The 26530-nt window shown below is 42.3% G+C and carries 23 protein-coding genes; 22 read left to right on the top strand and 1 reads right to left on the bottom strand.

Annotated elements, in window-relative coordinates; genetic code table 11:
- Nucleotides 1-3: 3 nt before the first annotated feature.
- The 18 genes from spoVS to K1I43_RS07520 all read left to right on the top strand — a co-directional run bounded on the left by spoVS (nucleotide 4) and on the right by K1I43_RS07520 (nucleotide 21313).
- Nucleotides 4-264 (top strand): stage V sporulation protein SpoVS, encoded by a 261-nt coding sequence (gene spoVS / locus K1I43_RS07605; protein WP_003181955.1) that lies wholly within the window; start codon nucleotides 4-6, stop codon nucleotides 262-264.
- Between the two features lie 48 nt (nucleotides 265-312).
- A complete protein-coding gene (locus K1I43_RS07600) occupies nucleotides 313-1272 on the top strand; it encodes a dipeptidase (protein WP_049720876.1) in 960 nt (319 codons plus the stop codon).
- Between the two features lie 199 nt (nucleotides 1273-1471).
- Nucleotides 1472-3208 carry a 2-oxoacid:acceptor oxidoreductase subunit alpha gene (locus K1I43_RS07595; protein ID WP_009362672.1) on the top strand — a complete coding sequence of 579 codons (1737 nt, stop codon included), beginning with the start codon at nucleotides 1472-1474 and terminating at the stop codon, nucleotides 3206-3208.
- Between the two features lie 2 nt (nucleotides 3209-3210).
- Nucleotides 3211-4077: a 2-oxoacid:ferredoxin oxidoreductase subunit beta gene (locus K1I43_RS07590; RefSeq protein ID WP_009362671.1), complete on the top strand. Its 867-nt coding sequence runs from the start codon at nucleotides 3211-3213 to the stop codon at nucleotides 4075-4077.
- Nucleotides 4078-4196: 119 nt separating this feature from the next.
- Nucleotides 4197-5777 carry a tRNA (N6-isopentenyl adenosine(37)-C2)-methylthiotransferase MiaB gene (gene miaB, locus K1I43_RS07585; protein ID WP_009362670.1) on the top strand — a complete coding sequence of 527 codons (1581 nt, stop codon included), beginning with the start codon at nucleotides 4197-4199 and terminating at the stop codon, nucleotides 5775-5777.
- A 1-nt stretch (nucleotide 5778) separates the two neighbouring features.
- Nucleotides 5779-6213: a YlbF/YmcA family competence regulator gene (locus tag K1I43_RS07580; RefSeq protein WP_019418277.1), complete on the top strand. Its 435-nt coding sequence runs from the start codon at nucleotides 5779-5781 to the stop codon at nucleotides 6211-6213.
- A 156-nt stretch (nucleotides 6214-6369) separates the two neighbouring features.
- On the top strand, nucleotides 6370-6906 hold the full coding sequence (locus tag K1I43_RS07575; RefSeq protein ID WP_009362668.1) for an outer spore coat protein CotE: 537 nt from the start codon (nucleotides 6370-6372) through the stop codon (nucleotides 6904-6906).
- A 74-nt stretch (nucleotides 6907-6980) separates the two neighbouring features.
- Nucleotides 6981-9545: a DNA mismatch repair protein MutS gene (gene mutS, locus K1I43_RS07570; protein ID WP_220382635.1), complete on the top strand. Its 2565-nt coding sequence runs from the start codon at nucleotides 6981-6983 to the stop codon at nucleotides 9543-9545.
- A 13-nt stretch (nucleotides 9546-9558) separates the two neighbouring features.
- Nucleotides 9559-11385: a DNA mismatch repair endonuclease MutL gene (gene mutL, locus K1I43_RS07565; protein WP_035066535.1), complete on the top strand. Its 1827-nt coding sequence runs from the start codon at nucleotides 9559-9561 to the stop codon at nucleotides 11383-11385.
- 118 nt (nucleotides 11386-11503) lie between these two features.
- Complete coding sequence (gene miaA, locus K1I43_RS07560; protein ID WP_009362665.1) at nucleotides 11504-12439, top strand: tRNA (adenosine(37)-N6)-dimethylallyltransferase MiaA; 936 nt, start codon at nucleotides 11504-11506, stop codon at nucleotides 12437-12439.
- A 34-nt stretch (nucleotides 12440-12473) separates the two neighbouring features.
- Nucleotides 12474-12698: an RNA chaperone Hfq gene (gene hfq, locus K1I43_RS07555; RefSeq protein WP_009362664.1), complete on the top strand. Its 225-nt coding sequence runs from the start codon at nucleotides 12474-12476 to the stop codon at nucleotides 12696-12698.
- A gap of 116 nt (nucleotides 12699-12814) precedes the next feature.
- Complete coding sequence (spoVK, locus tag K1I43_RS07550) at nucleotides 12815-13744, top strand: stage V sporulation protein K (RefSeq protein ID WP_019418281.1); 930 nt, start codon at nucleotides 12815-12817, stop codon at nucleotides 13742-13744.
- 124 nt (nucleotides 13745-13868) lie between these two features.
- Nucleotides 13869-15428 (top strand): fatty acid--CoA ligase, encoded by a 1560-nt coding sequence (locus K1I43_RS07545; protein WP_035066533.1) that lies wholly within the window; start codon nucleotides 13869-13871, stop codon nucleotides 15426-15428.
- Between the two features lie 12 nt (nucleotides 15429-15440).
- A complete protein-coding gene (locus K1I43_RS07540; RefSeq protein WP_035066532.1) occupies nucleotides 15441-16583 on the top strand; it encodes an acyl-CoA dehydrogenase family protein in 1143 nt (380 codons plus the stop codon).
- Nucleotides 16584-16594: 11 nt separating this feature from the next.
- Nucleotides 16595-17683, top strand: coding sequence for a CaiB/BaiF CoA transferase family protein (locus tag K1I43_RS07535; protein ID WP_220382634.1), 1089 nt, complete (start codon nucleotides 16595-16597; stop codon nucleotides 17681-17683).
- A complete protein-coding gene (locus tag K1I43_RS07530; RefSeq protein ID WP_035066528.1) occupies nucleotides 17680-19287 on the top strand; it encodes a long-chain fatty acid--CoA ligase in 1608 nt (535 codons plus the stop codon). Before K1I43_RS07535 ends, K1I43_RS07530 begins: the two co-directional genes overlap by 4 nt.
- An 11-nt stretch (nucleotides 19288-19298) precedes the next feature.
- On the top strand, nucleotides 19299-20144 hold the full coding sequence (locus K1I43_RS07525; RefSeq protein ID WP_220382633.1) for a 3-hydroxyacyl-CoA dehydrogenase family protein: 846 nt from the start codon (nucleotides 19299-19301) through the stop codon (nucleotides 20142-20144).
- A gap of 14 nt (nucleotides 20145-20158) precedes the next feature.
- Nucleotides 20159-21313 (top strand): thiolase family protein, encoded by a 1155-nt coding sequence (locus K1I43_RS07520; protein ID WP_220382632.1) that lies wholly within the window; start codon nucleotides 20159-20161, stop codon nucleotides 21311-21313.
- A gap of 32 nt (nucleotides 21314-21345) precedes the next feature.
- Here K1I43_RS07520 and K1I43_RS07515 read toward each other — a convergent pair whose 3' ends face one another.
- Nucleotides 21346-21954: a trimeric intracellular cation channel family protein gene (locus tag K1I43_RS07515; protein ID WP_020424590.1), complete on the bottom strand. Its 609-nt coding sequence runs from the start codon at nucleotides 21952-21954 to the stop codon at nucleotides 21346-21348.
- Between the two features lie 145 nt (nucleotides 21955-22099).
- On the opposite strand from K1I43_RS07515, the gene hflX reads away from it, so the two are divergent.
- From hflX to glnA, 4 genes are all read left to right on the top strand, one after another.
- The gene (hflX, locus tag K1I43_RS07510; protein ID WP_019418288.1) at nucleotides 22100-23347 is read left to right on the top strand and encodes a GTPase HflX; all 1248 of its coding nucleotides are present in this window, start codon (nucleotides 22100-22102) and stop codon (nucleotides 23345-23347) included.
- A gap of 13 nt (nucleotides 23348-23360) precedes the next feature.
- Nucleotides 23361-24629, top strand: a complete 1269-nt coding sequence (locus K1I43_RS07505; RefSeq protein WP_019418289.1) for a methionine gamma-lyase family protein — start codon at nucleotides 23361-23363, stop codon at nucleotides 24627-24629.
- 101 nt (nucleotides 24630-24730) lie between these two features.
- Entirely contained in the window at nucleotides 24731-25135 is a 405-nt protein-coding gene (locus tag K1I43_RS07500; protein ID WP_009362653.1) for a MerR family transcriptional regulator, read from the top strand.
- A 53-nt stretch (nucleotides 25136-25188) separates the two neighbouring features.
- Nucleotides 25189-26523, top strand: coding sequence for a type I glutamate--ammonia ligase (gene glnA / locus K1I43_RS07495; protein ID WP_019418290.1), 1335 nt, complete (start codon nucleotides 25189-25191; stop codon nucleotides 26521-26523).
- Nucleotides 26524-26530 lie beyond the last annotated feature (7 nt).

Here is a 26530-nt window from a genome sequence, read left to right as displayed (position 1 = left end):
GAAATGGAGATATTAAAAGTTTCAGCAAAATCTAATCCTAATTCCGTAGCTGGTGCACTTGCAGGCGTGTTAAGAGAACGCGGTGCAGCTGAAATTCAAGCAATTGGCGCAGGTGCATTAAATCAGGCCGTTAAGGCAGTAGCGATCGCGCGAGGATTCGTAGCACCGAGCGGAGTTGATCTCATTTGTATTCCTGCGTTTACGGACATTCAAATTGATGGGGAAGAGCGGACAGCAATTAAGCTTATTGTTGAGCCGCGTTAATACACATAAACCTGTTTGCTTGCATAGCAAACAGGTTATTTTTATCATATGGGAAAGAGCGAATTTTCGTATGGAGGGGTCGTTGTGCGTATATTTGACGCTCATTGTGATGTTTTATATCAACTATTTTGTGACCAAGATGTATCGTTTGAGCGGAGTTCATCGCTACATGTCACATACGATGGATTGAAGCAGGCCGGTGTAACTGTACAAGGATTTGCGATTTATATTCCGAAACATATCAGACCAGAGTCACGCTTTTTTGTCGCGTTAGAGATGATTGATGATTTTTACGAGAAAATTGTGTCGCAACCGAATATGAAAGTGGTTCGCTCAAAAAAAGAAATCGATCAACTACAACCGAATGAAATTGGAGCGATGCTCACATTAGAAGGATGTGAAGCCATAGGAGAAAGTTTAACGCAATTACGCACACTTCTTCGCCTTGGTGTTCGCTCTGTTGGTTTAACTTGGAATGATGCGAATATGGTAGCAGACGGTGCTCTAGAGCAACGTGGGGGAGGGTTGACGAAATTCGGAAAAGAAGTCGTTCAACTATTAAATGAACAACAGTGTTGGACGGATGTATCTCATTTAAGTGAGCGAGCGTTTTGGGATGTTATGGAATTAGCTCAATATCCGATTGCTTCACATTCGAATGCATATACGCTTTGTCCGCATCCTCGCAATTTGCGTGATGATCAAATTCAAGCACTTATTAAGAAAAACGGAGTCATCGGTGTGACGTTTGTTCCGCAATTTTTACGTCACGATGCCCATACGACAACGGTGACAGATGTATTACGTCATGTCGATCATATTTGTTCGTTAGGTGGAGAAAATCACATCGGTTTTGGATCTGATTTTGACGGCATTTTTGAAACAGTTGAACAATTGGAAAATGTTTCTTATTATCCACGTTTCATTGATGAATTGTTAAAGCATTTTAAAGAGGAACAGGTAAAAAAATTTTTGTTTTGCAATTTTTATGAGCGAATCCCCCAATAAAATCGGAAGAAAAATTCACATTTTTGTAACAAATATGTTGCAATTTTTTTTCAATAGGGCTAGAATGAAAGCGTTTAGTATATGAAATTTTTCAAAAAATTTATTAAGCGAAATGGTAGAGCTTTTTTTGGAAAAGTGCTACACTTATAATCGTAAAACGTTACGTTACAATTGATGGAACTTTAAAGGGGTGTAAGACATGATTAGTCAACTTTCGTGGAAAGTTGGAGGACAACAAGGGGAAGGTATTGAAAGTACGGGAGAGATATTCTCCATTGCGCTCAACCGACTAGGCTACTACTTATACGGTTATCGCCACTTTTCATCTCGCATTAAAGGTGGTCACACGAACAATAAAATTCGTGTTAGCACGACACAAGTTCGTTCGATTGCCGATGATCTTGATATATTAGTAGCTTTTGACCAAGAGACAATTGATTTCAACTTCCATGAGTTACGTCAAGGTGGGATCGTCATCGCAGACGCGAAGTTTAATCCGACGATTCCGGACGAGTCAAGAGCTACGTTGTATGCGGTTCCATTTACAGATATTGCAACAGAATTAGGAACAGCATTAATGAAAAACATGGTTGCAGTCGGAGCTTCTAGCGCAGTACTCGGTCTCGATATTAGCGTATATGAAGGGGTCGTTCAGGAGATTTTCGGTCGCAAAGGTGAGCAAGTTGTTGCGAAAAATATGGAAGCGATCAGAGCGGGCGCTCAGTTTATGCGCGAACAGCTTGGTGACAACATTCAATTAATGCAGCTTGAAAAAGCAGATGGCAAAAAGAGAATGTTTATGATTGGAAATGACGCGATTGCACTTGGTGCGCTTGCTGGCGGTGCACGTTTTATGGCCGCTTATCCAATTACACCGGCATCTGAGATTATGGAATATTTAATTAAAAAGCTTCCGCAGTTTGGTGGCACGGTCATTCAAACAGAAGATGAAATTGCTGCTTGTACAATGGCTATTGGTGCAAACTATGCGGGTGTGCGTACGTTGACAGCTTCGGCTGGGCCAGGTCTTTCGCTCATGATGGAAGCGATCGGATTAGCTGGAATTACAGAAACGCCGATTGTCATTGTTGATACGCAACGTGGTGGCCCAAGTACAGGTCTTCCGACGAAACAAGAGCAGTCAGATTTAATGGCCATGATTTACGGTACACATGGCGAGATTCCGAAAGTAGTCATCGCTCCGAGTACTGTACAAGAAGCGTTTTACGATATGGTCGAAGCGTTTAACATTGCAGAAGAATATCAATGCCCAGTCATCGTTTTAACAGACTTACAACTTTCGTTAGGAAAGCAAACTGTTGAGCCGCTAGAGTATGACAAAATTGAAATTCGTCGCGGCAAACTTGTCACAGGAGAACTTCCTGAAATTCCAGACAAAGGTTGCTTCAAACGATATGAAGTGACTGAAGACGGTGTATCACCACGCGTATTGCCGGGAATGAAAAACGGTATTCACCATGTGACAGGTGTTGAGCACGATGAAACAGGTCGTCCTTCTGAAGTCGCAGCGAACCGTATTGCACAAATGGATAAGCGTTTACGCAAGTTAAAACATATTCAATTCCCGACACCAGTTCATAAACATGTGAAGCATGAAGAAGCAGATATATTAATTGTCGGATTTAACTCGACGCGCGGGGCGATTGAAGAGGCGATGGAACGATTAGAACGCGATGGTATAAAAGTAAACCATGCTCACGTTCGTCTCATTCATCCGTTCCCGACGGAAGAAATGTTGCCGCTTGTGCAATCAGCGAAAAAAGTTGTTGTTGTTGAAAATAACGCAACAGGACAACTTGCCAACATCTTAAAAATGAACGTTGGACATGCTGAGAAAGTATTTAACGTGTTGAAGTATGATGGCAACCCGTTCTTACCGCACGAAGTTTATACAAAATGCAAGGAGTTGTTTTAAACATGGCGACATTTAAAGATTTCCGTAATAATATTAAACCGAACTGGTGTCCAGGTTGCGGCGACTTTTCTGTGCAAGCAGCCATTCAGCGCGCAGCTGCCAATGTTGGACTTGAACCACATGAACTTGTTGTTGTCTCTGGAATTGGTTGTTCAGGTCGTATTTCTGGTTACATTAACTCATATGGCTTCCATGGTGTTCACGGTCGAGCGCTTCCAATTGCTCAAGGGGTAAAAATGGCAAATCGCGATTTGACTGTTATTGCTGCTGGTGGCGATGGTGACGGATTTGCGATCGGAATGGGGCATACAATTCATGCTATTCGACGTAACATCGACATTACGTACATCGTCATGGATAACCAAATTTACGGATTAACAAAAGGTCAAACATCACCGCGCAGTGAAGTTGGATTTAAAACGAAGAGTACACCACAAGGGTCAGTTGAGCCAGCGTTGTCGATTATGGAAATGGCATTAACAGCAGGGGCAACATTCGTCGCTCAAAGCTTTTCTAGCGATTTAAAAGAGTTGACGCAATTAATTGAAGAGGGTATGAAGCATAAAGGGTTCTCACTCATTAACGTATTTAGCCCTTGCGTCACATACAATAAAGTGAACACATATGATTGGTTTAAAGACAATTTAACGAGCTTAAGTTCAATTGAAGGATACGATCCGTCTAATCGCGAAATGGCCATGCAAACGTTAATGAAACATAAAGGGCTTGTGACAGGGCTTATTTATCAAAATAAAGAACGTAAATCATATCAAGATCTTGTGCCTGGTTATAGCGAAAAACCACTAACTGAAGCGGATTTAACAATGAGTAAAGAAAAATTTGATCAACTCGTTGCAGAGTTTATGTAAGATAGAAAAGAGGGTGGTAGCGGCCATCCTCTTTTTCATGGAAAAAACATTGTTTAAAAGTCCGGAAAATAATATACTATGTTAGTGTGCATCTATGAACAGAAGAAAGGAGAATAACGATGAACGAAAAACAACGTTTACAGTACACAGCACAAATTGAAACAGATCATCCAACGGACAAAAAATCCGCTTTGGATGAAAATTTACAGCGTCTAAAGCAAAAAACGAGTCAAGATTATGAAAAATATTTTTCAACTGTATTTGTTCCCCCATCTTTGAAAGAAGCAAAAAAACGCGGAAAAGAGGAAGTAAAATATCATAAAGATTTTTCTATTCCTGAAGAATTTCGCGGTATGGGGAATGGTCGCAAATTTTACATTCGTACGTATGGTTGCCAAATGAACGAGCACGACACAGAAGTGATGGCTGGTATTTTTATGGCGCTTGGTTATGAACCGACAGATCGCCCTGAAGATGCAAACGTCATTTTGTTAAATACATGTGCGATTCGTGAAAACGCGGAAAACAAAGTATTCGGAGAAATTGGCCACTTAAAGCCATTGAAGCAAAACAACCCTGACTTATTGCTTGGGGTATGTGGCTGTATGTCGCAAGAAGAGTCAGTTGTTAATAAAATTTTAAAACAATTCCAATACGTTGATATGATTTTTGGTACGCACAATATTCATCGTCTTCCGTATATTTTGAAAGAAGCATACATGTCAAAAGAAATGGTTGTTGAAGTATGGTCAAAAGAAGGCGATGTCATTGAGAATTTACCGAAAGTGCGAAAAGGAAATATTAAAGCGTGGGTTAATATTATGTACGGTTGCGATAAGTTTTGTACGTACTGTATTGTTCCATATACACGTGGCAAAGAGCGCAGCCGCCGTCCAGAAGATATTATCCAAGAAGTACGTCACTTAGCCGCACAAGGATATAAAGAAATTACTCTTTTAGGACAAAACGTGAATGCGTATGGAAAAGACTTTACCGATATGAAATATGGTCTCGGTGATTTAATGGATGAATTACGCAAAATTGATATTCCACGCATTCGTTTCACTACAAGTCATCCGCGTGATTTTGATGACCGTTTAATCGAAGTGTTGGCGAAAGGCGGAAATTTAGTTGAGCACATTCACTTGCCTGTACAGTCTGGAAGTAGTGAAGTGTTAAAAATGATGGCGCGTAAATATACGCGTGAACAATATTTGGAGCTTGTTCGTAAAATTAAAGAAGCCATTCCAGGTGTCGCGCTTACAACGGACATCATTGTCGGGTTCCCAAATGAAACGGATGAGCAATTTGAAGAAACGTTGTCGCTTTATCGCGAAGTCGAATTTGATTCAGCATTTACGTTCATTTACTCGCCACGTGAAGGAACACCGGCAGCAAAAATGGTTGACAACGTCCCAATGGAAGTGAAAAAAGAGCGTTTACAACGATTAAATGCATTAGTAAACGAAATTTCTGCGAAGAAAATGAAGGAATATGAGGGACAAGTTGTCGAAGTATTAGTAGAAGGGGAAAGCAAAAACAATCCAGATGTTCTTGCTGGATACACGCGCAAAAACAAGCTTGTTAATTTCGTTGGGCCAAAGTCTGCGATCGGTCAACTGGTGAACGTGCGAATTACAGAAGCGAAAACGTGGACGTTAAACGGAGAAATGGTAGAAGAAGCGATTGAGGTGAAATAACGTGGCGAAATATACGAAAGATGACATCGTACAGAAGGCAAAAGAATTAGCTAAAATGATTGCTGAAACAGAAGAAGTGGAAATTTTTAAACAAGCAGAAGCAAAAATTCATGAAAATGAAAAAGTGCGCACGATGATTGCTAAAATTAAATCGTTACAAAAACAAGCTGTCAACTTACAACATTATGGAAAAATTGAAGCGCTGAAAAAAGTGGAAGCAGAAATTGACGAGGTTTACGAACAGCTATCAGACATTCCAATTGTAGAACAATTTAAACAATCACAAGTAGAAATTAACGATTTATTGCAGCTTGTTGCATCCACCATTTCAAAAACAGTGACAGACGAAATTATTACATCGACAGGTGGCGATGTGTTACGCGGAGAAACAGGTGCCCAAGTGAAACATAGCCATTGCGGTCATTGTCATGAATGAGTCCATTTCATATGGGCTCTTTTTTTATTTTTCGTACATATTTCGAAGAAGTTGCATACAATGAACTATACGGAATGATTGTTTTTTTTTGTACACTTTTATGTTTCCTGTGCATAGGATAAAATGAACAATGCATTTTTGAGGAGGGTTTGTTTCATGTCCCAATACAGAGAAATTATTACAAAGGCAGTCGTGGGAAAAGGACGAAAGTTTACGCAATCGACGCATACCGTTTCCGCGCAACATCGTCCGACAAGCGTGCTCGGTTGCTGGATTATTAATCATCGATACGAAGCGAAAAAAGTGGATCGTAGTGTTGAAATTCATGGAAAGTATGATGTGAACGTTTGGTATTCGTACAACGATAATACGAAAACGGAAGTGCTGACAGAAACAGTATCGTACACAGATGTCATTCCGTTAAAGTATCGTAATGAAGAGCTTATTAGTGAAGAACAAGAAGTGATTGCGCGCGTTGTTCAACAGCCGAATTGTTTAGAATGCACGATTGCTCCAAATGGAAATAAAGTCACTGTGGAAGTAGAGCGCGAGTTTGTTGCAGAAGTCATTGGAGAAACGAAAGTACGCATCGCCGTCGTAGATACATCATCAGACGAGGTAGAGGAAGATATTGATGCAGAATTAGAACAGTTAGATGAAGAGCTTCTTCAAGAAGAAAGCAATAAAAACTAGGAAGTTTATTCTTCCTAGTTTTTATTTTTGATATAATAATTGAAGTCAATATTTTGGGCGTTGGAGGAAAAATCATGGCTTATACACCAATGATTCAGCAATATTTAACAATTAAGTCACAATATAAAGATGCATTTTTGTTTTTTCGTCTCGGTGATTTTTATGAAATGTTTTTTGAAGATGCCATTAAAGCGTCACAAGAGTTAGAAATTACTTTGACAAGCCGCGATGGTGGCGGGGAAGAACGAGTGCCGATGTGCGGTGTGCCTTATCATTCGGCTGCTATGTACATCGAGCGTTTAATTGAGAAAGGCTATAAAGTTGCGATTTGTGAACAAGTCGAAGATCCAAAAACGGCCAAAGGGGTTGTGCGCCGAGAAGTTGTGCAACTGATTACCCCCGGAACAGTGATGGAAGGAAAGCAACTAGAAGAGAAAGCAAACAACTATTTAGCTTCATTAACGTCATTTGAAGATGGTACGTACGGATTTGCATATACGGATTTAACAACCGGTGAAAGTCGTATGACGATGCTTCATTCATTTGAAGATGTACTCAATGAAATTTACTCGATTGGCACAAAAGAAATCGTTGTCGCGACCGAGGACAAAGAGCAATGTCAATCTCTGAAGGAGCGATATGCTCTTACCATTTCGTGTGAAGATGAAACGATGATTCCACCTTCTTGTGAATCGATTGTTTCTCATTTGAAACAAGAAAAATTACTTGTGACGTTTGGAAGGTTATTAAATTATTTAATTAAAACGCAAAGACGGAATTTAGCCCATTTACAGCCTGTAGAGTTGTATGAAGTTGATGCACATATGAAAATCGATGTGTATTCCAAACGAAATTTAGAGTTAACAGAAACGATTCGAACGAAAGGGGAAGCGGGCTCCCTTTTTTGGCTTCTTGATGAAACGATGACAGCTATGGGGGGGCGTTTGCTTAAACAATGGATCGACCGCCCATTATTAGATCGTGAAAAAATTGAACAGCGATTACACATGGTTGAACAACTGCTCATGCACTATTTCGAGCGACAAGAACTGCGCGAATATTTGCGTGGTGTATATGATTTAGAGAGACTAGCTGGGCGTGTGGCATTTGGAAATGTGAATGCGCGCGATCTCATTCAATTGAAAAAATCGTTAAAGCAAGTTCCGTTCATTTCTACCCTTCTTATGAACATGCATGATGAGCATATTCAGTCATTTGCGCAACATTTAGATGCATGCGAGGACCTTGTTCAATTGTTAGAAGAGGCGATTGAAGAAAATCCACCGCTTTCTGTGAAAGACGGTGGAATCATTAAAGATGGTTATAACGAAACGTTAGATCGATTTCGGGATGCTAGTCGAAACGGAAAAACATGGATTGCGCAGTTAGAAGCGAAAGAGCGAGAGTTAACAGGAATTAAGTCGTTAAAGATTGGTTACAACCGAGTGTTTGGATATTATATCGAAGTAACAAAAGCAAATTTACATTTGTTGCCGGAAGGACGATATGAGCGTAAACAAACGTTAGCTAATGCGGAACGATTTGTGACGAAAGAGTTGAAAGAAAAAGAAGCGCTCATTTTAGAAGCAGAAGAAAAAAGTATGGAATTAGAATACGAATTGTTTGTTTCTATCCGTGAACAGGTAAAGCAATATATTGTTCGTTTGCAAAAATTAGCGAAATATATAAGTCAACTAGATGTTTTACAATGTTTTGCAACTGTTAGTGAAAAATATAACTACTGTAAACCTCAGTTTTCTGATGATCGCCGTCTTGTCATTCAACAAGGGCGACATCCTGTTGTGGAGAAAGTGCTAGGATCGAACGTCTACGTTCCAAACGACTGTTATATGGATGCCGAACGAGAAATGCTTCTCATTACAGGGCCAAATATGTCTGGGAAAAGCACATATATGCGTCAAATTGCATTAACAGCCATTATGGCGCAAATTGGATGTTTTGTTCCAGCACAAGAAGCGATATTACCGATTTTTGATCAAGTGTTTACGCGTATTGGAGCGGCTGACGATTTAGTTGCAGGTCAAAGTACATTTATGGTGGAAATGTTGGAAGCGCGTCATGCGATCGTCCATGCGACACAAAACAGCCTTATTTTATTTGATGAAATTGGTCGCGGAACATCCACATATGATGGTATGGCGCTTGCTCAAGCCATGATCGAATACATTCATGATCGCATTGGTGCCAAAACGTTATTTAGTACGCATTATCATGAATTAACAGCGCTTGAACGACGATTGCCGCGTTTAAAAAATGTTCATGTTAGCGCAATTGAAGAAAATGGGACCGTCATCTTTTTGCATAAAATTAAAGAAGGTCCAGCAGATAAAAGTTATGGTATTCATGTAGCCCAGTTAGCGAAGTTACCGTTAGATTTAATTCAAAGGGCGGAACAAATTTTACGTGAATTTGAAACAAATTCAACGGGTGTGGTGAAAGAAAATAAAGAAACGTTTGAGCAGTTAAGTATGTTTGCGGAGCAACATCATGAAGAGCGTTCGAGCGTATCGAAAAAAGAGAAAGAAGTGATCAAGCGCATTCAGTCTCTTCAGTTGCTTGATATGACACCGCTTGAAGCGATGAATAAACTATATGAAATTCAAAAGCTATTAAAATGAAAGGAGGGGAATTGTGGGGAAAATTCGCAAGTTGGACGATGCGTTAGCGAATAAAATTGCGGCAGGTGAAGTCGTTGAACGACCAGCTTCTGTCGTGAAAGAGCTTGTTGAGAACGCGATTGATGCCCATAGCACGATCATTGAAGTAGAGTTAGAAGAAGCGGGATTAGCGAAAATTCGAGTCGTTGATAATGGTGATGGATTAGAGGAGGAAGATTGTTTTTTAGCGTTTGAACGGCACGCAACAAGCAAAATTAAAGATGAAGCGGATTTATTCCGCATTCGTACGCTCGGTTTTAGAGGGGAAGCGTTACCTAGTATTGCCTCTGTCTCGCATTTGGAACTGAAGACGAGCACAGGGGAAGGTCCGGGAACGTTGCTCGTTTTAAAAGGGGGAGAGCTTGTACAAAATGGCCGGACGAGCAGTCGAAAAGGAACGGATATTACTGTTTCGCACTTATTTTTCAATACGCCCGCTCGCTTAAAATATATGAAAACGATTCATACGGAACTTGGACATGTTGTGGATGTGATGAATCGTTTAGCGCTTGCTCATCCACATATTTCGTTTCGATTAACACATAATGGAAAACAACTGTTTTATACGAACGGAAATGGGGATGTGCGGCAAGTATTAGCAGCTATTTACGGATTTGATGTTGCAAAAAAAATGGTTGCGATTCGTGCAGAAACGCTTGATTTTACGATTGACGGCTACGTTGCTTTACCTGAAGTGACGCGTGCTTCCCGTAACTATATGACAACGATTGTAAATGGACGATATATTAAAAACTATCCGTTATATAAAGCGATTGAAGAAGGATACCATACGCTTCTTCCGATTGGACGGCATCCGATCGCATTTTTAAATATCGTCATGGATCCGCTTCTTGTGGATGTGAACGTTCATCCAGCGAAGTTGGAAGTGCGTTTTAGTAAAGAAGGGGAATTAAACGAACTCGTTCAACAAACGATTCGTCAAGCATTTCAAAAAAAGACGTTAATTCCTGAGGTAACGGCACCGCGAGTGGAAAAGCCGAAAACAGAGCAACAAACGTTTTCGTTTGAACATATTGTGAAAGAATCGCATATTGTTCCTCCGCGTACAACGATTTCACATCATGAACAAGGAAAGAAAAAAGAAGAACGAATGGTGTTAGAGGAACGGGAAGAACGTGTTTACGAGAAGGATACGAAGCCGCTTGATGTCGAACCAATCGTTGAAAACAAACATGTGACAGCTGAAACAAATCAAGAGCGCATTCCGCCATTATATCCGATTGGACAAATGCATGGGACGTATATTTTAGCTCAAAATGAAAATGGTTTGTATATTATTGACCAACATGCGGCACAAGAGCGGATCAAATACGAATATTTCCGTGAAAAATTAGCAACCGTTACAAATGAATTACAGCCGTTGCTTATTCCATTGACGCTTACTTATTCATCAAGTGAGTATGTACTTATTGAAAGTTACCGCGAACAGCTGGCTAGTTGCGGTGTGATTTTAGAGCCATTTGGTCATAACAGTTTTATTGTTCGTTCTCATCCTCAATGGTTTCCAAAAGGGGAGGAAGCTACAATTATTGAGGAAATGATTAAGCAAGTATTAACGATGAAAAAAGTAGACATAAAGCAACTTCGCGAAAAAGCAGCAATAATGATGAGTTGTAAACAGTCGATTAAAGCGAATCAATTTTTGCGCAACGATGAAATATTTGCGTTGCTTGAATCGTTGCGTAAAACAAGCGATCCGTTTACATGTCCACACGGTCGTCCGATTATTATCCACTTTTCTACTTATGAATTAGAAAAAATGTTTAAACGAGTCATGTAAAAAGCGGATGTTTTTTCATCCGCTTTCAAATAAAAATTTTTTAAAATGAGATGATAAAATGTACATCGTTTGTCTATAATAAATAAATGTGAATTAGCGTGGAAAGTAGTGGTATTTTATGGGAGAGAAAGTCGTTGTGTTAATTGGTCCAACGGCTGTAGGGAAAACAAAAATGAGCATAGAGTTGGCCAAGCGTTTACATGGAGAAATTATTAATGGAGACTCGATGCAAGTATATAAAGGATTAGATATTGGAACCGCTAAAATTCGTCAAGAAGAAATGGAAGGTGTACCACATCATTTATTGAATATAAAGGAGCCGCATGAGTCTTTTTCTGTTGCAGAGTTTCAGACGCTTGCTCGCTCGCTCATTACAGATATAACAAAACGCGGAAAACTTCCGATCATCGTTGGGGGTACAGGGCTATATATTCAATCGGTGATTTACGATTATCAATTTTCAGATGCACCATCAAATGAAGCGTATCGCCAGTCGCTAGAACAATGTTCACCGATTGAACTTTACGAGCGACTAAAACAAATTGATCCGCTAAGTGCGGAACGTATTCATCCGAATAACGTTCGTCGTGTCATTCGTGCATTAGAAATTTATCATTGCACAGGGAGAACAATGACAGAATGGCTAAAAGAACAAAAAAGAAAACTAGTGTATAACGCAGCACTTATTGGATTGACGATGGAACGTGAAAAACTATATGAACGCATTAATGAACGAGTAGATCAAATGATTGATCAAGGGCTGATTGAAGAAGTGAAACGATTGTATGAACAAGGTTTACGAGACTGTCAAGCGATTCAAGCGATCGGTTATAAAGAGCTATATGCATATTTAGATGGACAAATCACGCTTGAAGAGGCGATCGAACAGTTGAAACAAAACTCTCGTCGCTATGCGAAACGTCAGTTTACATGGTTTCGTAATCAAATGCCTGTTCAATGGTTTGACATGACTGATGATACAATGTTTGAAAGACGAGTAGATGAAATTTCGCATTACATAGAAGGAAAGTTTCACTTTGAGGCGAATATATAGACGTAATGTAGAGAGAAAAGAGGAGGACGAAGTAATGAAAAACACAATAAACATTCAAGATCAGTTTTTAAACCAATTGCGCAAGGAAGAAACGACGGTTACTGTCTTTTTACTCAATGGATTTCAATTGCGTGGTTTAGTAAAAGGATTTGACAATTTTACGGTGTTATTAGAAGTAGATGGAAGACAACAATTAATTTATAAACATGCGATTTCTACGTTTGCACCTCAAAAAAATGTGAAAATTGAAATGGAGTAAGCCAAATCGCTCACCATATCGGTGGGCGATTTTTTTCGTTAGGCATTTGTCACGAAATAGGTGACAACAGCGTATATTGATAAAAGAAGCAACGATGAAGGAGAGGTGACGTCGCCTTGTCAGAGTTGACGATGAAGCAAACAAAAAGTCAAATTAATATCGTGCTTAATGCAAAAAACGTCAATTACTTATCGAAAGAAGAAACGACAAATCGAATTGATTATCATCAACATGCCGTGTTAAAAGAGATTCAAAAAGAACTAGATGAATTAGTTGGGTTAAATGAAGTGAAAAAATTAATTAAGGAAATTTACGCATGGTTATATATTAATAAAGCACGTCAAGCCAATGGATTAAAAGGGAATAAACAATCGCTTCATATGATTTTTAAAGGAAATCCTGGAACAGGGAAAACAACAGTGGCCCGTATTCTTGGAAAGTTATTTTTAGAAATGAACGTCTTATCTAAAGGACACTTTATTGAAGCAGAACGTGCAGACTTAGTTGGGGAATATATTGGACATACGGCGAATAAAACGCGCGATTTAATAAAAAAAGCGCGAGGCGGGATTTTATTTATTGACGAAGCATATTCGCTTGCACGCGGAGGAGAGAAAGATTTTGGAAAAGAAGCAATTGATACGTTAGTAAAAGGAATTGAAGATTTTTCGGATGATTTAGTCGTTATTTTAGCGGGATATCCAGCTGAAATGGATTATTTTTTGTCGTTAAACCCAGGATTACCTTCCCGATTTCCGTTGATGCTCGAATTTCCTGATTACACAACGGAAGAGCTTGTACAAATTGCAAAACAAATGCTTCATATAAGAGAATACGAGCTTACTTCTGAAGCGGAGCGAAAGTTGCGCGAACATATTGAACAACTACTGGCCGGGGGATATCAAAGAAAATTTAGTAACGGTCGCTACATTCGAAATTTGATTGAAAAAGCAATTCGGAAACAAGCGGTACGTTTGTTGCATGAAGGGCGCTATGACAAAAAAGAACTGATGATCATACGAGAGAGGGATTTAGTTGTTGAATAAATAGGGAAGGGAAACCTTCCTTTTTTTATATTAGGAAAAAAGGGTTTCTTTTTTATTTGTAGAATATAATTTGAAAATAAAAAATATTATTTACATGAATAAAAAAGAGAAGGAGGGGTTTGTTTTGTATTTAACGCTTGGTGAAGTGTTTACACAGACGGTAAGAAAGTTTCCGAAAAAAGAAGCGCTCGTGGATGTTCGTACAGGACTTCGCTATACGTACGAACAATGGGCAAAAGAAGTGGATAAACTTGCGAACGCTTTCTTAACAGCAGGGGTGCGAAAAGGAGATCGTGTATCGACCGTGTTATTTAATACGGCAGAGCTTGCGACCGCTTTTTTTGCGTGCGCGAAAATCGGCGCTGTCTTCAACCCGATTAATTTTCGCTTGCGACCAAAAGAAATCGCTTACATTTTAACGGATGCTACCCCAAAAATCGTATTATTTGAACAAGCGGTCGAACCACAAATCACAGCCATCCATCATGACTTTCCACACATTTCTTTTTGGACCATTGACGGACAAGTACCAGCGTACGCTGCTTCTTACCACGAACAAATCCAACATGCAAGCGACGAACTTCCAACCATAGACGTTTCCGAAAATGATTTGTATGCAATTATGTATACAAGCGGAACGACAGGGCGGCCAAAAGGCGTGATGCATCGACATCGCGACATGATTGAACAAAGCTTAATTTGCAATTCGGTCATGCGCATTCGTGAAACAGAGCGTGGGCTTGTTACCGCCCCAATGTTCCATTGCGCAGAATTGCATTGCTGCTTCCTCCCGCGCGTTCACGCGGGCGCAACGAACGTCATCGTTCACCATTTTGACCCGAAACAAGTATTAACCGTCATCGAACAAGAGCGAATTACCGTGTTATTTGCTGCACCGACGATGTGGAATATGCTTTTGCAAGAAAAATTGTCAGATTACGATTTATCCTCACTTCGCATCGGGCTGTACGGAGCGGCTCCGATGGCGCCAGTGCTTGTGAAAGAATGTAAAGAGCGGTTAGGCATTGATTTAATCCAAGCGTACGGCATGACAGAAATGGGGCCAGCTGTAACGTTCTTATATGAAGATGAGCAGTTAACGAAAGCAGGATCTGCCGGACGCGCATGCTTAAACCACGAAATTCGCATCGTCAAACCTCGCGAAGACGGACCGTCTGACCCAGAGGACATATTGCCGCCAAGGGCAGTCGGTGAGATTATCGTCAAAGGCCCATGCATGATGGTCGGCTACTACAACCGCGAAGATGCGACGGAAAAAGCGATGTATAAAGGCTGGTATCATTCTGGCGATTTAGGCTATATGGATGAAGACGGCTATTTATACGTTGCCGACCGCGTCGACGACATGATTATTAGCGGCGGTGAAAACGTTTATCCGCGCGAAGTAGAGGACGTGCTTTATGAACATGAAGGCGTGCTTGATGTTGCAGTGCTTGGCGAGCCGGATGCTTTATGGGGAGAAAAAGTCGTTGCATTTATTGTGAAAAAGGATCAACAGCTTACCGCGGAACAGTTAGAGGCGTTTTGCAAACAAAGCGACAAGCTCGCTCCGTATAAACGGCCGCGTGCCTACTATTTTGTCGACGCGTTGCCACGCAATGCGAGCGGGAAAATCCAAAAATTTTTGTTGCGCGAGCAAATGAAAAACATGGCGCAATCATAGGGTGGTGACAACATGCCAACGTATTTGCACGAAGAACATCATATTTTTCGTGAGGCGTTCCGAAAATTTTTGCAAAAAGAAGCATATCCATTTTATGCTGACTGGGAAAAACAAGGAATCATTCCGCGCGAGTTTTGGCGGAAAATGGGGGAGAACGGGTTTCTTTGCCCATGGGTAGACGAAACGTACGGTGGATTTGGTGCCGACTTTGGCTATTCGGTCGTCATAAATGAAGAATTAGAAAAGGTAGGATCAAGCCTTGTCGGCATCGGCTTGCATAACGATATCGTCGTTCCGTATATCGCATCATATGGAACAGAAGAGCAAAAGAAAAAATGGCTGCCAAAATGCGTGTCTGGGGAGATCGTTACCGCCATTGCGATGAGCGAACCAGGCGCCGGTTCTGATTTGGCGGGCATTTCGACAACGGCGGTGAAACAAGGCGACGACTATATCGTCAACGGACAAAAAACGTTTATTACAAACGGCATTCATGCGGATTTAGTGATTGTTGTCTGCAAAACGAATCCGAGCGCAACCCCGCCGCATAAAGGCATTAGTCTCCTCGTTGTCGAGCGCGCCACACCGGGGTTTACACGCGGTCGGAAACTAGAAAAAGTCGGACTGCATGCTCAAGATACGGCCGAGCTATTTTTTAGCGACGCAAAAGTTCCAGCGGAAAACTTGCTTGGAGAAGAAGGGAAAGGCTTTTACTATTTGATGGAAAAGCTGCAACAAGAGCGTCTCATCGTCGCGATCGCTGCGCAAACAGCGGCAGAAGTGATGTTTGATGTAACGAAACGATATGTGAAAGACCGCACGGCGTTTGGAAAAACGATTAGCCAATTTCAAACGGTTCAGTTTCGGCTCGCGGAAATGGCGACGGAAATTGCATTAGGGCGTGCGTTTCTTGATGATGTCATCGAACAACATATCGCGGGGAAAGACGTCGTAGCGAACGTATCGATGGCGAAATGGTGGATTACGGAAATGGCGAAGCGTGTCGCTTCTGAAGGAATGCAGCTTCACGGAGGATATGGCTATATGGAAGAATACGAGATTGCAAGACGCTATCGCGACATTCCGGTTAGCGCGATTTATGCTGGCACGAATGAAGTGATGAAAATGATCATCGCGAAACATCTTGGGCTTTAGGGGGGATTTTGTTGCTTGACGGAATAAAAGTCATTGATTTTTCCCATTATCTCCCCGATCCATTTGCAAGCCTTCGCTTAGCGGACTTAGGCGCGGAAGTTGTGAAAATTGAGCCAAAAACAGGGGATATGATGCGGAAGCTTACTGATGACTGCATTTTTGAAGCGAACAATAAAAACAAAAAAAGTATTGCGCTAGATTTAAAAAATGCGCAAGATGTGCAAATCGCGCAACAGCTCATCCGCGAAGCGGACGTCGTCATCGAAAGTTTCCGTCCGGGGGTGATGAAGCGGCTCAGATTAAGTTACGAAAATGTGTATGCCTTCAACCCATCGATCGTTTACTGTTCGATCAGCGGCTACGGACAGCATAGTCGCTATGCGTCATTCGGAAGTCATGATTTAAACTATATGGCGTTAACAGGCATGCTCGCTCAATTCAAAGATGAAAGTGGCCGCCCTGTTCATCCAACGATTACGCTTGCTGATTTTATTGGCAGCATCCATGCTGTCGAACAAATTATCGCTGCCTTATATGCTCGCGAGCGAACGGGGAAAGGGAGATACATTGACCTTTCGCTCGTTGATGGCCTACTTTCGATGATGACGAACCACATTGTACTGGAGCATCATACCGGACAGAAAAACGGCATTCCAATATTAGCCGGAACAGTTGTGTCGTACCATTTGTACGAAACGAAAGACGGTCGCTATATGGCGCTTGCGGCGCTTGAAGCGCACTTTTGGCGCAATTTTTGCGCTGCAGTTGGTAAGTTCGAATGGTATGAAGGACATTTATCGGCAGCTTGTGACGATAATCCTTTGTTTCTTGACATGAAGCAATTGTTTCGCGCGAAAACGTTTCAACAATGGATCGCTTTTTCAGAACAAGTCGATTGTTGCTTAACGCCAGTGTTAGAAACGGATGAAGTGAAAGCTCAATTTGCAAATAACGCGTACCGAAAGATGATTCATATCGATAACGACCGAATGGAAGTTGCGACTCGCTATGATGAACATTTTTTCACGAAGCGCACACGTGCGCCAAAAGTCAATGAACACGAACATCTTTTATTGACGAAGGAGAGTGATCGAGAATGATGAACGTTCCATTAAATATTGCGACAATGCTTGAACGGGCAGAGCGGTTTTTTCCGAAAAAACAAGTGATTTCGCGGATGAAGAAAGGGCTTGTCCGCCATACGTATCAAGAAATTGGCGAACGGACGAGAAAACTTGCTAGTGCCTTACGAACACTTGGTGTAAATACGGGCGACCGCGTCGGTACGTTCGCATGGAATCATCATCGCCATTTAGAAGCGTATTTTGCTATTCCAGGCATCGGAGCGGTGTTGCATACGATCAATATTCGCCTGTCACCGCAACATATCGCCTATATTATTAATCATGCGAATGACCGTGTGCTATTGATTGATGACGACTTACTACCGCTCATTGAACGAGTGAAAGACGAAATAAACGTCGAAGCGTTTATCGTTATGACCGATGATCCGACGCTTCCAGAAACGACCCTTTCGCCTGTTTATCATTATGAAGAATTGCTGCAACAAGCTGAGCCGATTTCATTTGTCAAAAATATTGGCGAGCATCACCCTGCTGGGATGTGTTATACGTCTGCGACAACTGGAAATCCGAAGGGCGTATTGTACTCCCATCGCGGCATCGTTCTCCATAGCATGGCGCTAGGGCTTGCTGATAGTGCCGCATTGTCGGAATCGGATGTGGCGCTCCCAGTCGTGCCGATGTTCCATGCGAATGCGTGGGGATTGCCGTTTGCTGCGGTTTGGTTCGGGACGACGCTTGTTATGCCGGGAGCGGCATTTACGCCGAAAATATTGGCAGAACTAATGGAACAAGAAAAAGTGACGCTTGCGGCTGGTGTGCCGACCGTTTGGCTTGGCTTATTGAACGAGTTGGAGAAAGGCTCCTATGATTTACGCAGCGTGACGCGCATTTTATGCGGCGGCTCAGCAGCACCAAAAGGAATGATTCGCGCCTTTGAAGAAAAATACGGCATCCCGTTTGTGCATGCTTACGGCATGACCGAAACGAGCCCGCTTGTCGTCTTATCACGCCTAAAAAGCTACCAGCAGCACGTATCGAACGAAGAAAAATTGGCCATTCGTGCGAAACAAGGGTTTCTTGTCCCTGGGGTAGAAATGAAAGTGATCGGCAAAGACGGCGAAGTAGCGTGGGACGGAACGGAAATGGGCGAACTATGCTTGCGCGGCCCATGGATTGCCGATGAATATTATAACGACGAGCGAAGCAAAGACGCGTTTCGCGATGGGTGGCTATATACAGGTGATGTCGTCACCGTCGATGAAGAAGGATTTATTAAAATCGTTGACCGGACGAAAGACGTTATTAAAAGCGGCGGGGAATGGATTTCGTCTGTCGATTTAGAAAATGCCTTGATGGCGCACGAAGCAGTGTTTGAAGCGGCCGTTGTGGCAGTTCCGCATCCACAGTGGCAAGAGCGCCCGCTTGCTTGCGTTGTAGTAAAGGAAGGGAAAAGTGTGACAAAAGAGGAACTATACGACTTTTTACGGCCGCAATTTGCGAAATGGTGGCTGCCAGATGAAATCGTCTTTATGAACGAAATTCCGAAAACGAGTGTCGGAAAATTTTTAAAAATGAAATTACGTGAACAATTGCGTGATTATTTTACAAACATTCAATAGGAGGGGTTGCGATGGAAATGATTGCGGTGATCGGTGCTGGTTTAATGGGAAGCGGCATCGCCCAATCGCTAGCGATGGGTGGGAAAACGGTTTATCTATACGATATTTCCGATGCTGCCCTTGAGAAAGGAATGAATTCGATTCAAAAAAGCCTTGCCCGTTTTGTCAAAGCAGGCAAATTATCGGAACAAGAGGCAACGGCTGTTCTTGCCCGCATTCAACCTGAAACGAACTTGCACGAAGCAGTAAAAGCGGCGGACGTTGTCATTGAAGCCGTTCCAGAACATTTGCCGCTCAAAAAGCAAGTGTTTGAACAGCTTGACCGCTATGCGAAACAAGAGGCGATTTTAGCGACCAATACGTCGGAATTAAGCGTCACCGCGATTGCCGCAGCGACCAAACGTCCGAGCCAAGTCGTCGGCATGCATTGGTTTAATCCGGCGTCAGTCATGAAGCTCATTGAAATCGTAAAAGGGGTAGAAACATCGGAACAAACGATTGAAGCAATTCAACAACTATCGGAATCCATTGGCAAAGAAACGGTCATCGTAAAAGATATGCAAGGATTTGTGACAACACGGGCGCTTGCGGCGCATATGTTGGAATGCATTCGCATGTATGAAGAAGGAATCGCTTCCGCGGAACATATCGACAAAGCCATTCGCCTTGGTCTGAATTACCCGATGGGCCCGCTTGAACTTGCCGATTTAGTCGGGTTAGATACGATGTTATTTGTCAGTGAAAATATGACAGAAGCATACGGCGACCGGTTCCGCCCACCACAAACGCTTCGCAAACTTGTTGAAGCAGGGCATCTCGGCCGAAAAACAGGAAAAGGATTTTACACTTATCAATGAAAGAAGGGAAAGACATGCGAGAAGTCGTGATTGTCGAAGCGGTACGCACCCCTGTCGGCAAACGAAACGGGGTGTTTCGTGACAAACATCCTGTTCATTTAGCAGCTGTAGTGCTCGATGAAGTCGTCAGACGAGCGGGAATTGAAAAACAGCTGATCGAAGATATTGTGATGGGATGTGTAACGCCGATTGGCGAACAAGGCTACAATATCGGGAGGTTAGCAGCATTGGAGGCAGGCTTTCCAGTGGAAGTGCCGGCGGTGCAAATCAACCGTATGTGCGGCTCCGGACAGCAAGCGATCCATTTTGCCGCTCAAGAAATTAAATCAGGCGATATGGAGATGACGATCGCTGCTGGCGTCGAAAGCATGACAAAAGTGCCAATTTTAAGCGACGGAAACGAGCGAACGATTCCAGCATCGCTCCATGAAAAATACGAATTTGTTCACCAAGGCATTTCTGCGGAATTGATTGCTGAAAAATACGGATTGACGAGAGAACAATTAGATGAATATGCGTACGAAAGCCATCAACGGGCACTTCGAGCGCAAGCGGAAGGTCGTTTCATGGAAGAAATGGTGCCCATCAACGGACTTGATAAAGACGGCAATGACATCATCGTGACAGCCGATGAAGGACCGCGCCAAGATACATCGCTTGAAGCGCTAGCGGCGTTGAAGCCCGTTTTTAAACAAAACGGGAAAATTACTGCCGGCAATGCGAGCCAAATGAGCGACGGCGCAGCCGCTGTGCTATTGATGGAGCGCGAAACAGCGCTTCGCCTCGGTTTGAAGCCAAAAGCAAAAATCGTTGCCCAAACAGTCGTTGGCTCCGACCCGACGTACATGCTTGACGGTGTCATTCCGGCGACAAAAAAAGTATTGCAAAAAGCGAACCTCACGATTGACGATATCGACCTTGTCGAAATTAACGAAGCGTTCGCGCCTGTCGTCCTCGCTTGGCAAAAAGAAATCGGTGCCCCGCTTTCGAAAGTAAACGTCAACGGTGGCGCCATCGCCTTAGGTCACCCGCTCGGCGCAACGGGCGTCAAACTCATGACATCGCTCGTTCACGAACTCGAACGACGAAAGGGGCGCTACGGCTTGTTAACCATTTGCATCGGGCACGGCATGGCAACCGCGACCATTGTGGAGAGATGGGAAGGATAAAAAAGCAGGAGCCTCCTTTGAGGTCTCCTGCTTTAGTTGTTTGTTTTTAACGATTTATTCGGCAATTTCCAGTTGTACGTATACGATAAAATGCGCAATGCTGCAACGACAATAAACAATACATACAAGCTAATTGGAGAATGTGCGATGCCGGTTCCGACCGCAACGCCCGCTAAAATCGCCCAAACAGCATAAATTTCATCACGCAATACGAGAGGTTTTCTTCCTGCTAATACATCGCGAATCATTCCGCCTCCACTTCCAGTCAATACAGCAGCAACAATGACTGCACTTAACGGGCGATTCATTTGAACAGCATATAATGCTCCTTGAATGGCGAAAGCTGACAACCCGAGAGCATCAAAAAAGTTTCCCCAACGTTGCCAATGTGGTAGCATTTTGTGTGGAAACAAATAGACAATAGTCATCGCGATAAACGCGATGAAAAAAAGAGTTTGTTGTTGCCAAAGAACAGATACCGGTACACCAATTAATACGTTGCGCACAGCACCGCCGCCGAATGCAGTTACAATTCCGAGAATGTATACACCCAAAATATCGTACTCCTCTTCCATAGCGACAATCGCTCCGCTAATCGCAAAAGCAATCGTACCGATCATACTTAATACTTCCCAAGTCATCATCGCAATCCTTTCTGTTATGTAACATTACGTTAAAATTTTATGTATAAAATATAAAAAAATCAATGATCATTTTTCAGACATAGCGCTTTTAAATTAGATTTGTTATGATGAGAACAGATGTTCAATAGGAAAGAGGGGAAATATGGAAAAGGAACGAGTCATTATTGTTGGATGCCAATTGCCACATGTGGATGATGAACGATTTTCGTATTCGCTAGAAGAGCTTGCTTCACTCGTTCATACAGCAAATGGCGAGGTAGTCATTACCCTTACGCAAAAACGGGACACGATTCACCCGGCTACATATATCGGAAAAGGAAAAGTCGACGAGCTAGTGCGTCTTGTCGAACAATTTGAGCCAGATGTCGTCATTTTTAATGACGAACTTTCGCCAAGCCAAAACCGTAACTTAACAAAGTTGTTAAACGTACGCGTCATTGACCGAACGCAGCTTATTTTAGACATTTTCGCAAGCCGCGCGCGCTCCAAAGAAGGAAAATTGCAAGTCGAGCTTGCCCAACTGCAATACATTTTGCCGCGCTTAAGTGGACAAGGCGCACAACTTTCCCGATTAGGCGGTGGAATTGGAACGAGAGGGCCGGGGGAAACGAAGCTTGAAACAGACCGCCGTCATATTCGCCGCCGTATCGATGAGATTAAGGCCCAACTAAAAGTCATTGTTGAACATCGCGAACGCTATCGCGAGCGGCGGAAGAAAAACGCGGTGTTTCAAATCGCGCTCGTCGGCTATACGAACGCTGGCAAATCAACGCTTTTTAACCGCCTAACGAACGCGGATGCTTTTGAAGAAAATTTACTGTTTGCTACACTAGATCCGCTCACAAGAAAACTTGTGCTGCCAAGCGGTTATACCGTGCTGTTGACAGACACGGTCGGCTTTATTCAAGACTTGCCGACAACGCTCGTCGCGGCGTTTCGTTCGACGCTAGAAGAAGTGAAAGAAGCCGATTTTATTTTACATATTGTCGATTCATCGAATCCGGATTATATTCAACATGAACAAACAGTTTATCGCTTGCTTGAAGAATTGGAGGCGACGACGATTCCAATTGCGACGGTTTATAACAAACGAGACATTGTCCTTCCAAGTTTTGTCCCAAGCCCGAAAACCGATTATATGTTAGTGAGTGCGTTCCATGAACAAGACGTTCAAAACTTGCGCCAATTTATCGAAGAAAAAATAACTGAAGCAATGGAGCGTTACGACGTGACGATTCCAGCGTTTGAAGGAAAATTGCTTGCACAGCTAAAAGCAGAAACGATTGTGCGACACATGCACTGCAACGAACAAAGCGCCATGTATGAATGCAGCGGCTACTTATTGCGAGAACATCCACTTTTGTTACAACTAAGAACATATCAAAAATAGAAAGGGTTTTTTTATGTTTCAACATTTAACACATGGAGAAATGATTTCTGCACTCGTTAAAGAAATTGAAGCACAAATTGCGCCGATTCATCGGGCGATTGACGAGCGCATTGACTACAATCAATATCGCGTATTACAAAGCTTTCGCCGTCATCAAGTAAGTGACGCACATTTTATTCCATCGACAGGATATGGCTATGATGACTTAGGACGCGATACGCTTGAAAAAGTGTATGCAGACGTATTCGGTGGGGAAGCGGCGCTCGTTCGTCCACAAATTATTTCTGGTACGCACGCCATTACAATTGCTTTATTCGGCATTTTACGTCCAGGCGATGAACTTTTGTACATTACAGGCAAACCGTACGATACGCTAGAAGAAATCGTTGGTATTCGCGGTAAAGGAATTGGTTCGTTAAAAGAGTTTCATATCGGCTACAACAGCGTACCGCTTACAAACGAAGGAAAAGTCGATTTTGCAGCGGTCAAACAAGCAATCAATGAACGAACGAAAATGATCGGCATTCAACGCTCTAAAGGATATGACCCGCGCCCGTCGTTTACAATTGCTGAAATCAAAGAAATGATTGATTTTGTAAAAGCAATCAAACGAGACGTTGTCGTTTTTGTCGATAACTGTTACGGGGAGTTTGTCGAAGAGCAAGAGCCTTGCCATGTTGGCGCTGATTTAATCGCTGGTTCGCTCATTAAAAATCCTGGGGGTGGATTAGCGAAAACAGGAGGATATCTCGTTGGTAAACGCGAATATATTGAAATGTGTGCATACCGTATGACATCACCAGGAATCGGGGCAGAAGCGGGGGCCTCGTTATACAGTTTGCAAGAAATGTATCAAGGTTTTTTCTTAGCGCCACATGTCGTCGGACAAGCGTTGAAAGGGGCGGTCTTTACGGCGGCGATGCTCGAACGCATCGGCATGAATACGTACCCGACATGGAATGCTACACGTACAGATTTAATTCAATCGGTACAATTTGACGATGCAGAGCAAATGATTGCGTTTTGTCAAGCGATTCAATTTGCCTCACCGGTCAATGCGCACTTTACCCCATACCCGAACTATATGCCAGGATATGAAGATGACGTCATTATGGCGGCAGGCACATTTATTCAAGGGGCAAGTATTGAGCTATCGGCTGATGGACCCATTCGCCCGCCATATGTTGCATACGTACAAGGGGGACTGACGTATTCGCACGTTAAAATTGCTATTTGTATCGCTATTGATCGGTTGCTTGAGAAACAATTAATTCAATTATAAAATATTTTCAGAAAAAACATGTGATAAAATGTAACATGTTATTGACATATAAAATAACATAGAATAAAATAAAAATACGTATTACGTAAGGAGGGGTCGACATGAATAGTCACATTCGTCGCTCCATGCCGTTATTTCCTATCGGTATCGTTATGCAGTTAACGGATTTATCAGCGCGACAAATTCGCTATTATGAGGAACACGGTCTTGTTTCACCTGCGCGAACAGAAGGCAATCGTCGGTTATTTTCGTTTAATGACGTGGATCGGTTGCTCGAAATTAAAGATTTAATTGAACAAGGTGTTAACTTAGCAGGCATTAAACAAATTTTTGCCTCACGTCAGCAACAGCATGCGAACACCGTACCGCCTGTCGCGCCAAAAGTAGTGAAACAAGATTTATCCGAAGCGGAATTACGCAAACTGTTACGTGCCGAATTAATGGAAGCGGGTCGTTTTAATCGTGCCTCACTTCGTCAAGGAGATATCGCTCGCTTTTTCCATTAAAAATTTATGATTTTACACAAACGATCTTTTTTATTTTGGGGGAGGAATATGTAATGGCTAAGTACACAAAAGAAGATATTTTTCGTATTTTTAAGGAAGAAAATGTAAAGTATATTCGTTTACAGTTTACAGACATTCTTGGCACGATTAAAAACGTCGAAATCCCTGTAAGCCAACTACAAAAAGCGCTCGACAATAAAATGATGTTTGACGGATCATCGATCGAAGGATTTGTCCGTATTGAAGAATCAGATATGTATTTATACCCTGATTTAGATACATTTGTTATTTTCCCGTGGACAGCTGAAAAAGGAAAAGTCGCTCGTTTTATTTGTGACATTTACAATCCAGATGGTACACCGTTTGAAGGATGTCCTCGTTATAACTTAAAACGTGTATTGAAACAAATGGAAGAGCTCGGATTTACAGAGTTTAACCTAGGTCCAGAGCCAGAGTTTTTCTTATTCAAGTTAGATGAAAAAGGAGAGCCGACGTTAGAGTTAAACGATAATGGCGGTTACTTCGATTTAGCACCGACAGATTTAGGCGAAAACTGCCGTCGTGATATCGTATTAGAGCTAGAAGAGATGGGATTTGAAATTGAAGCATCTCACCATGAAGTCGCGCCGGGACAACATGAAATTGACTTCAAGTATGCCAATGCGGTAAAAGCGTGTGATGACATTCAAACCTTTAAACTTGTTGTGAAAACAGTAGCACGTAAACACGGTTTACATGCGACATTTATGCCAAAACCTCTCTTTGGTGTAAATGGCTCGGGCATGCACTGCAACTTATCGCTCTTTAAAAATGGTGAAAATGCCTTTTTTGATCCGAATGGTCAATTGCAACTCAGCGAAACAGCATTGCAGTTTATTGCGGGTGTGTTAAAGCATGCTCCAAACTTTACAGCAGTAACAAACCCAACAGTAAACTCATATAAGCGTCTCGTTCCGGGCTATGAAGCACCTTGTTACGTTGCATGGTCAGCACGCAACCGTAGTCCATTGATTCGTATCCCGGCATCACGCGGTATGAGCACACGTATTGAAGTGCGTAGTGTAGACCCAGCAGCAAATCCATACTTAGCGATGGCTGTATTGTTGGCTGCGGGATTAGACGGCATTAAAAATAAATTGACACCGCCAGCGCCGGTTGACCGAAATATTTATGTGATGACAAAAGAAGAGCGTTTAGAAGAAGGGATTGTTGATTTGCCAGCAACATTGGCAGAAGCGCTACAAAACTTAAAATCAGATGAAGTAATCGTCAACGCGCTCGGCAAACATTTATTTGAACATTTTGTTGAAGCGAAAGAAATTGAATGGGATATGTTCCGCACAGCGGTACATCCATGGGAACGCGAACAATATATGAGCCTTTACTAAAAAAGCT

Origin of the sequence: Anoxybacillus sp. ST70 (assembly GCF_019553625.1) — a bacterium.
Classification (GTDB): domain Bacteria; phylum Bacillota; class Bacilli; order Bacillales; family Anoxybacillaceae; genus Anoxybacillus; species Anoxybacillus gonensis.
This window is presented reverse-complemented; position numbering and strand designations above follow the sequence as displayed.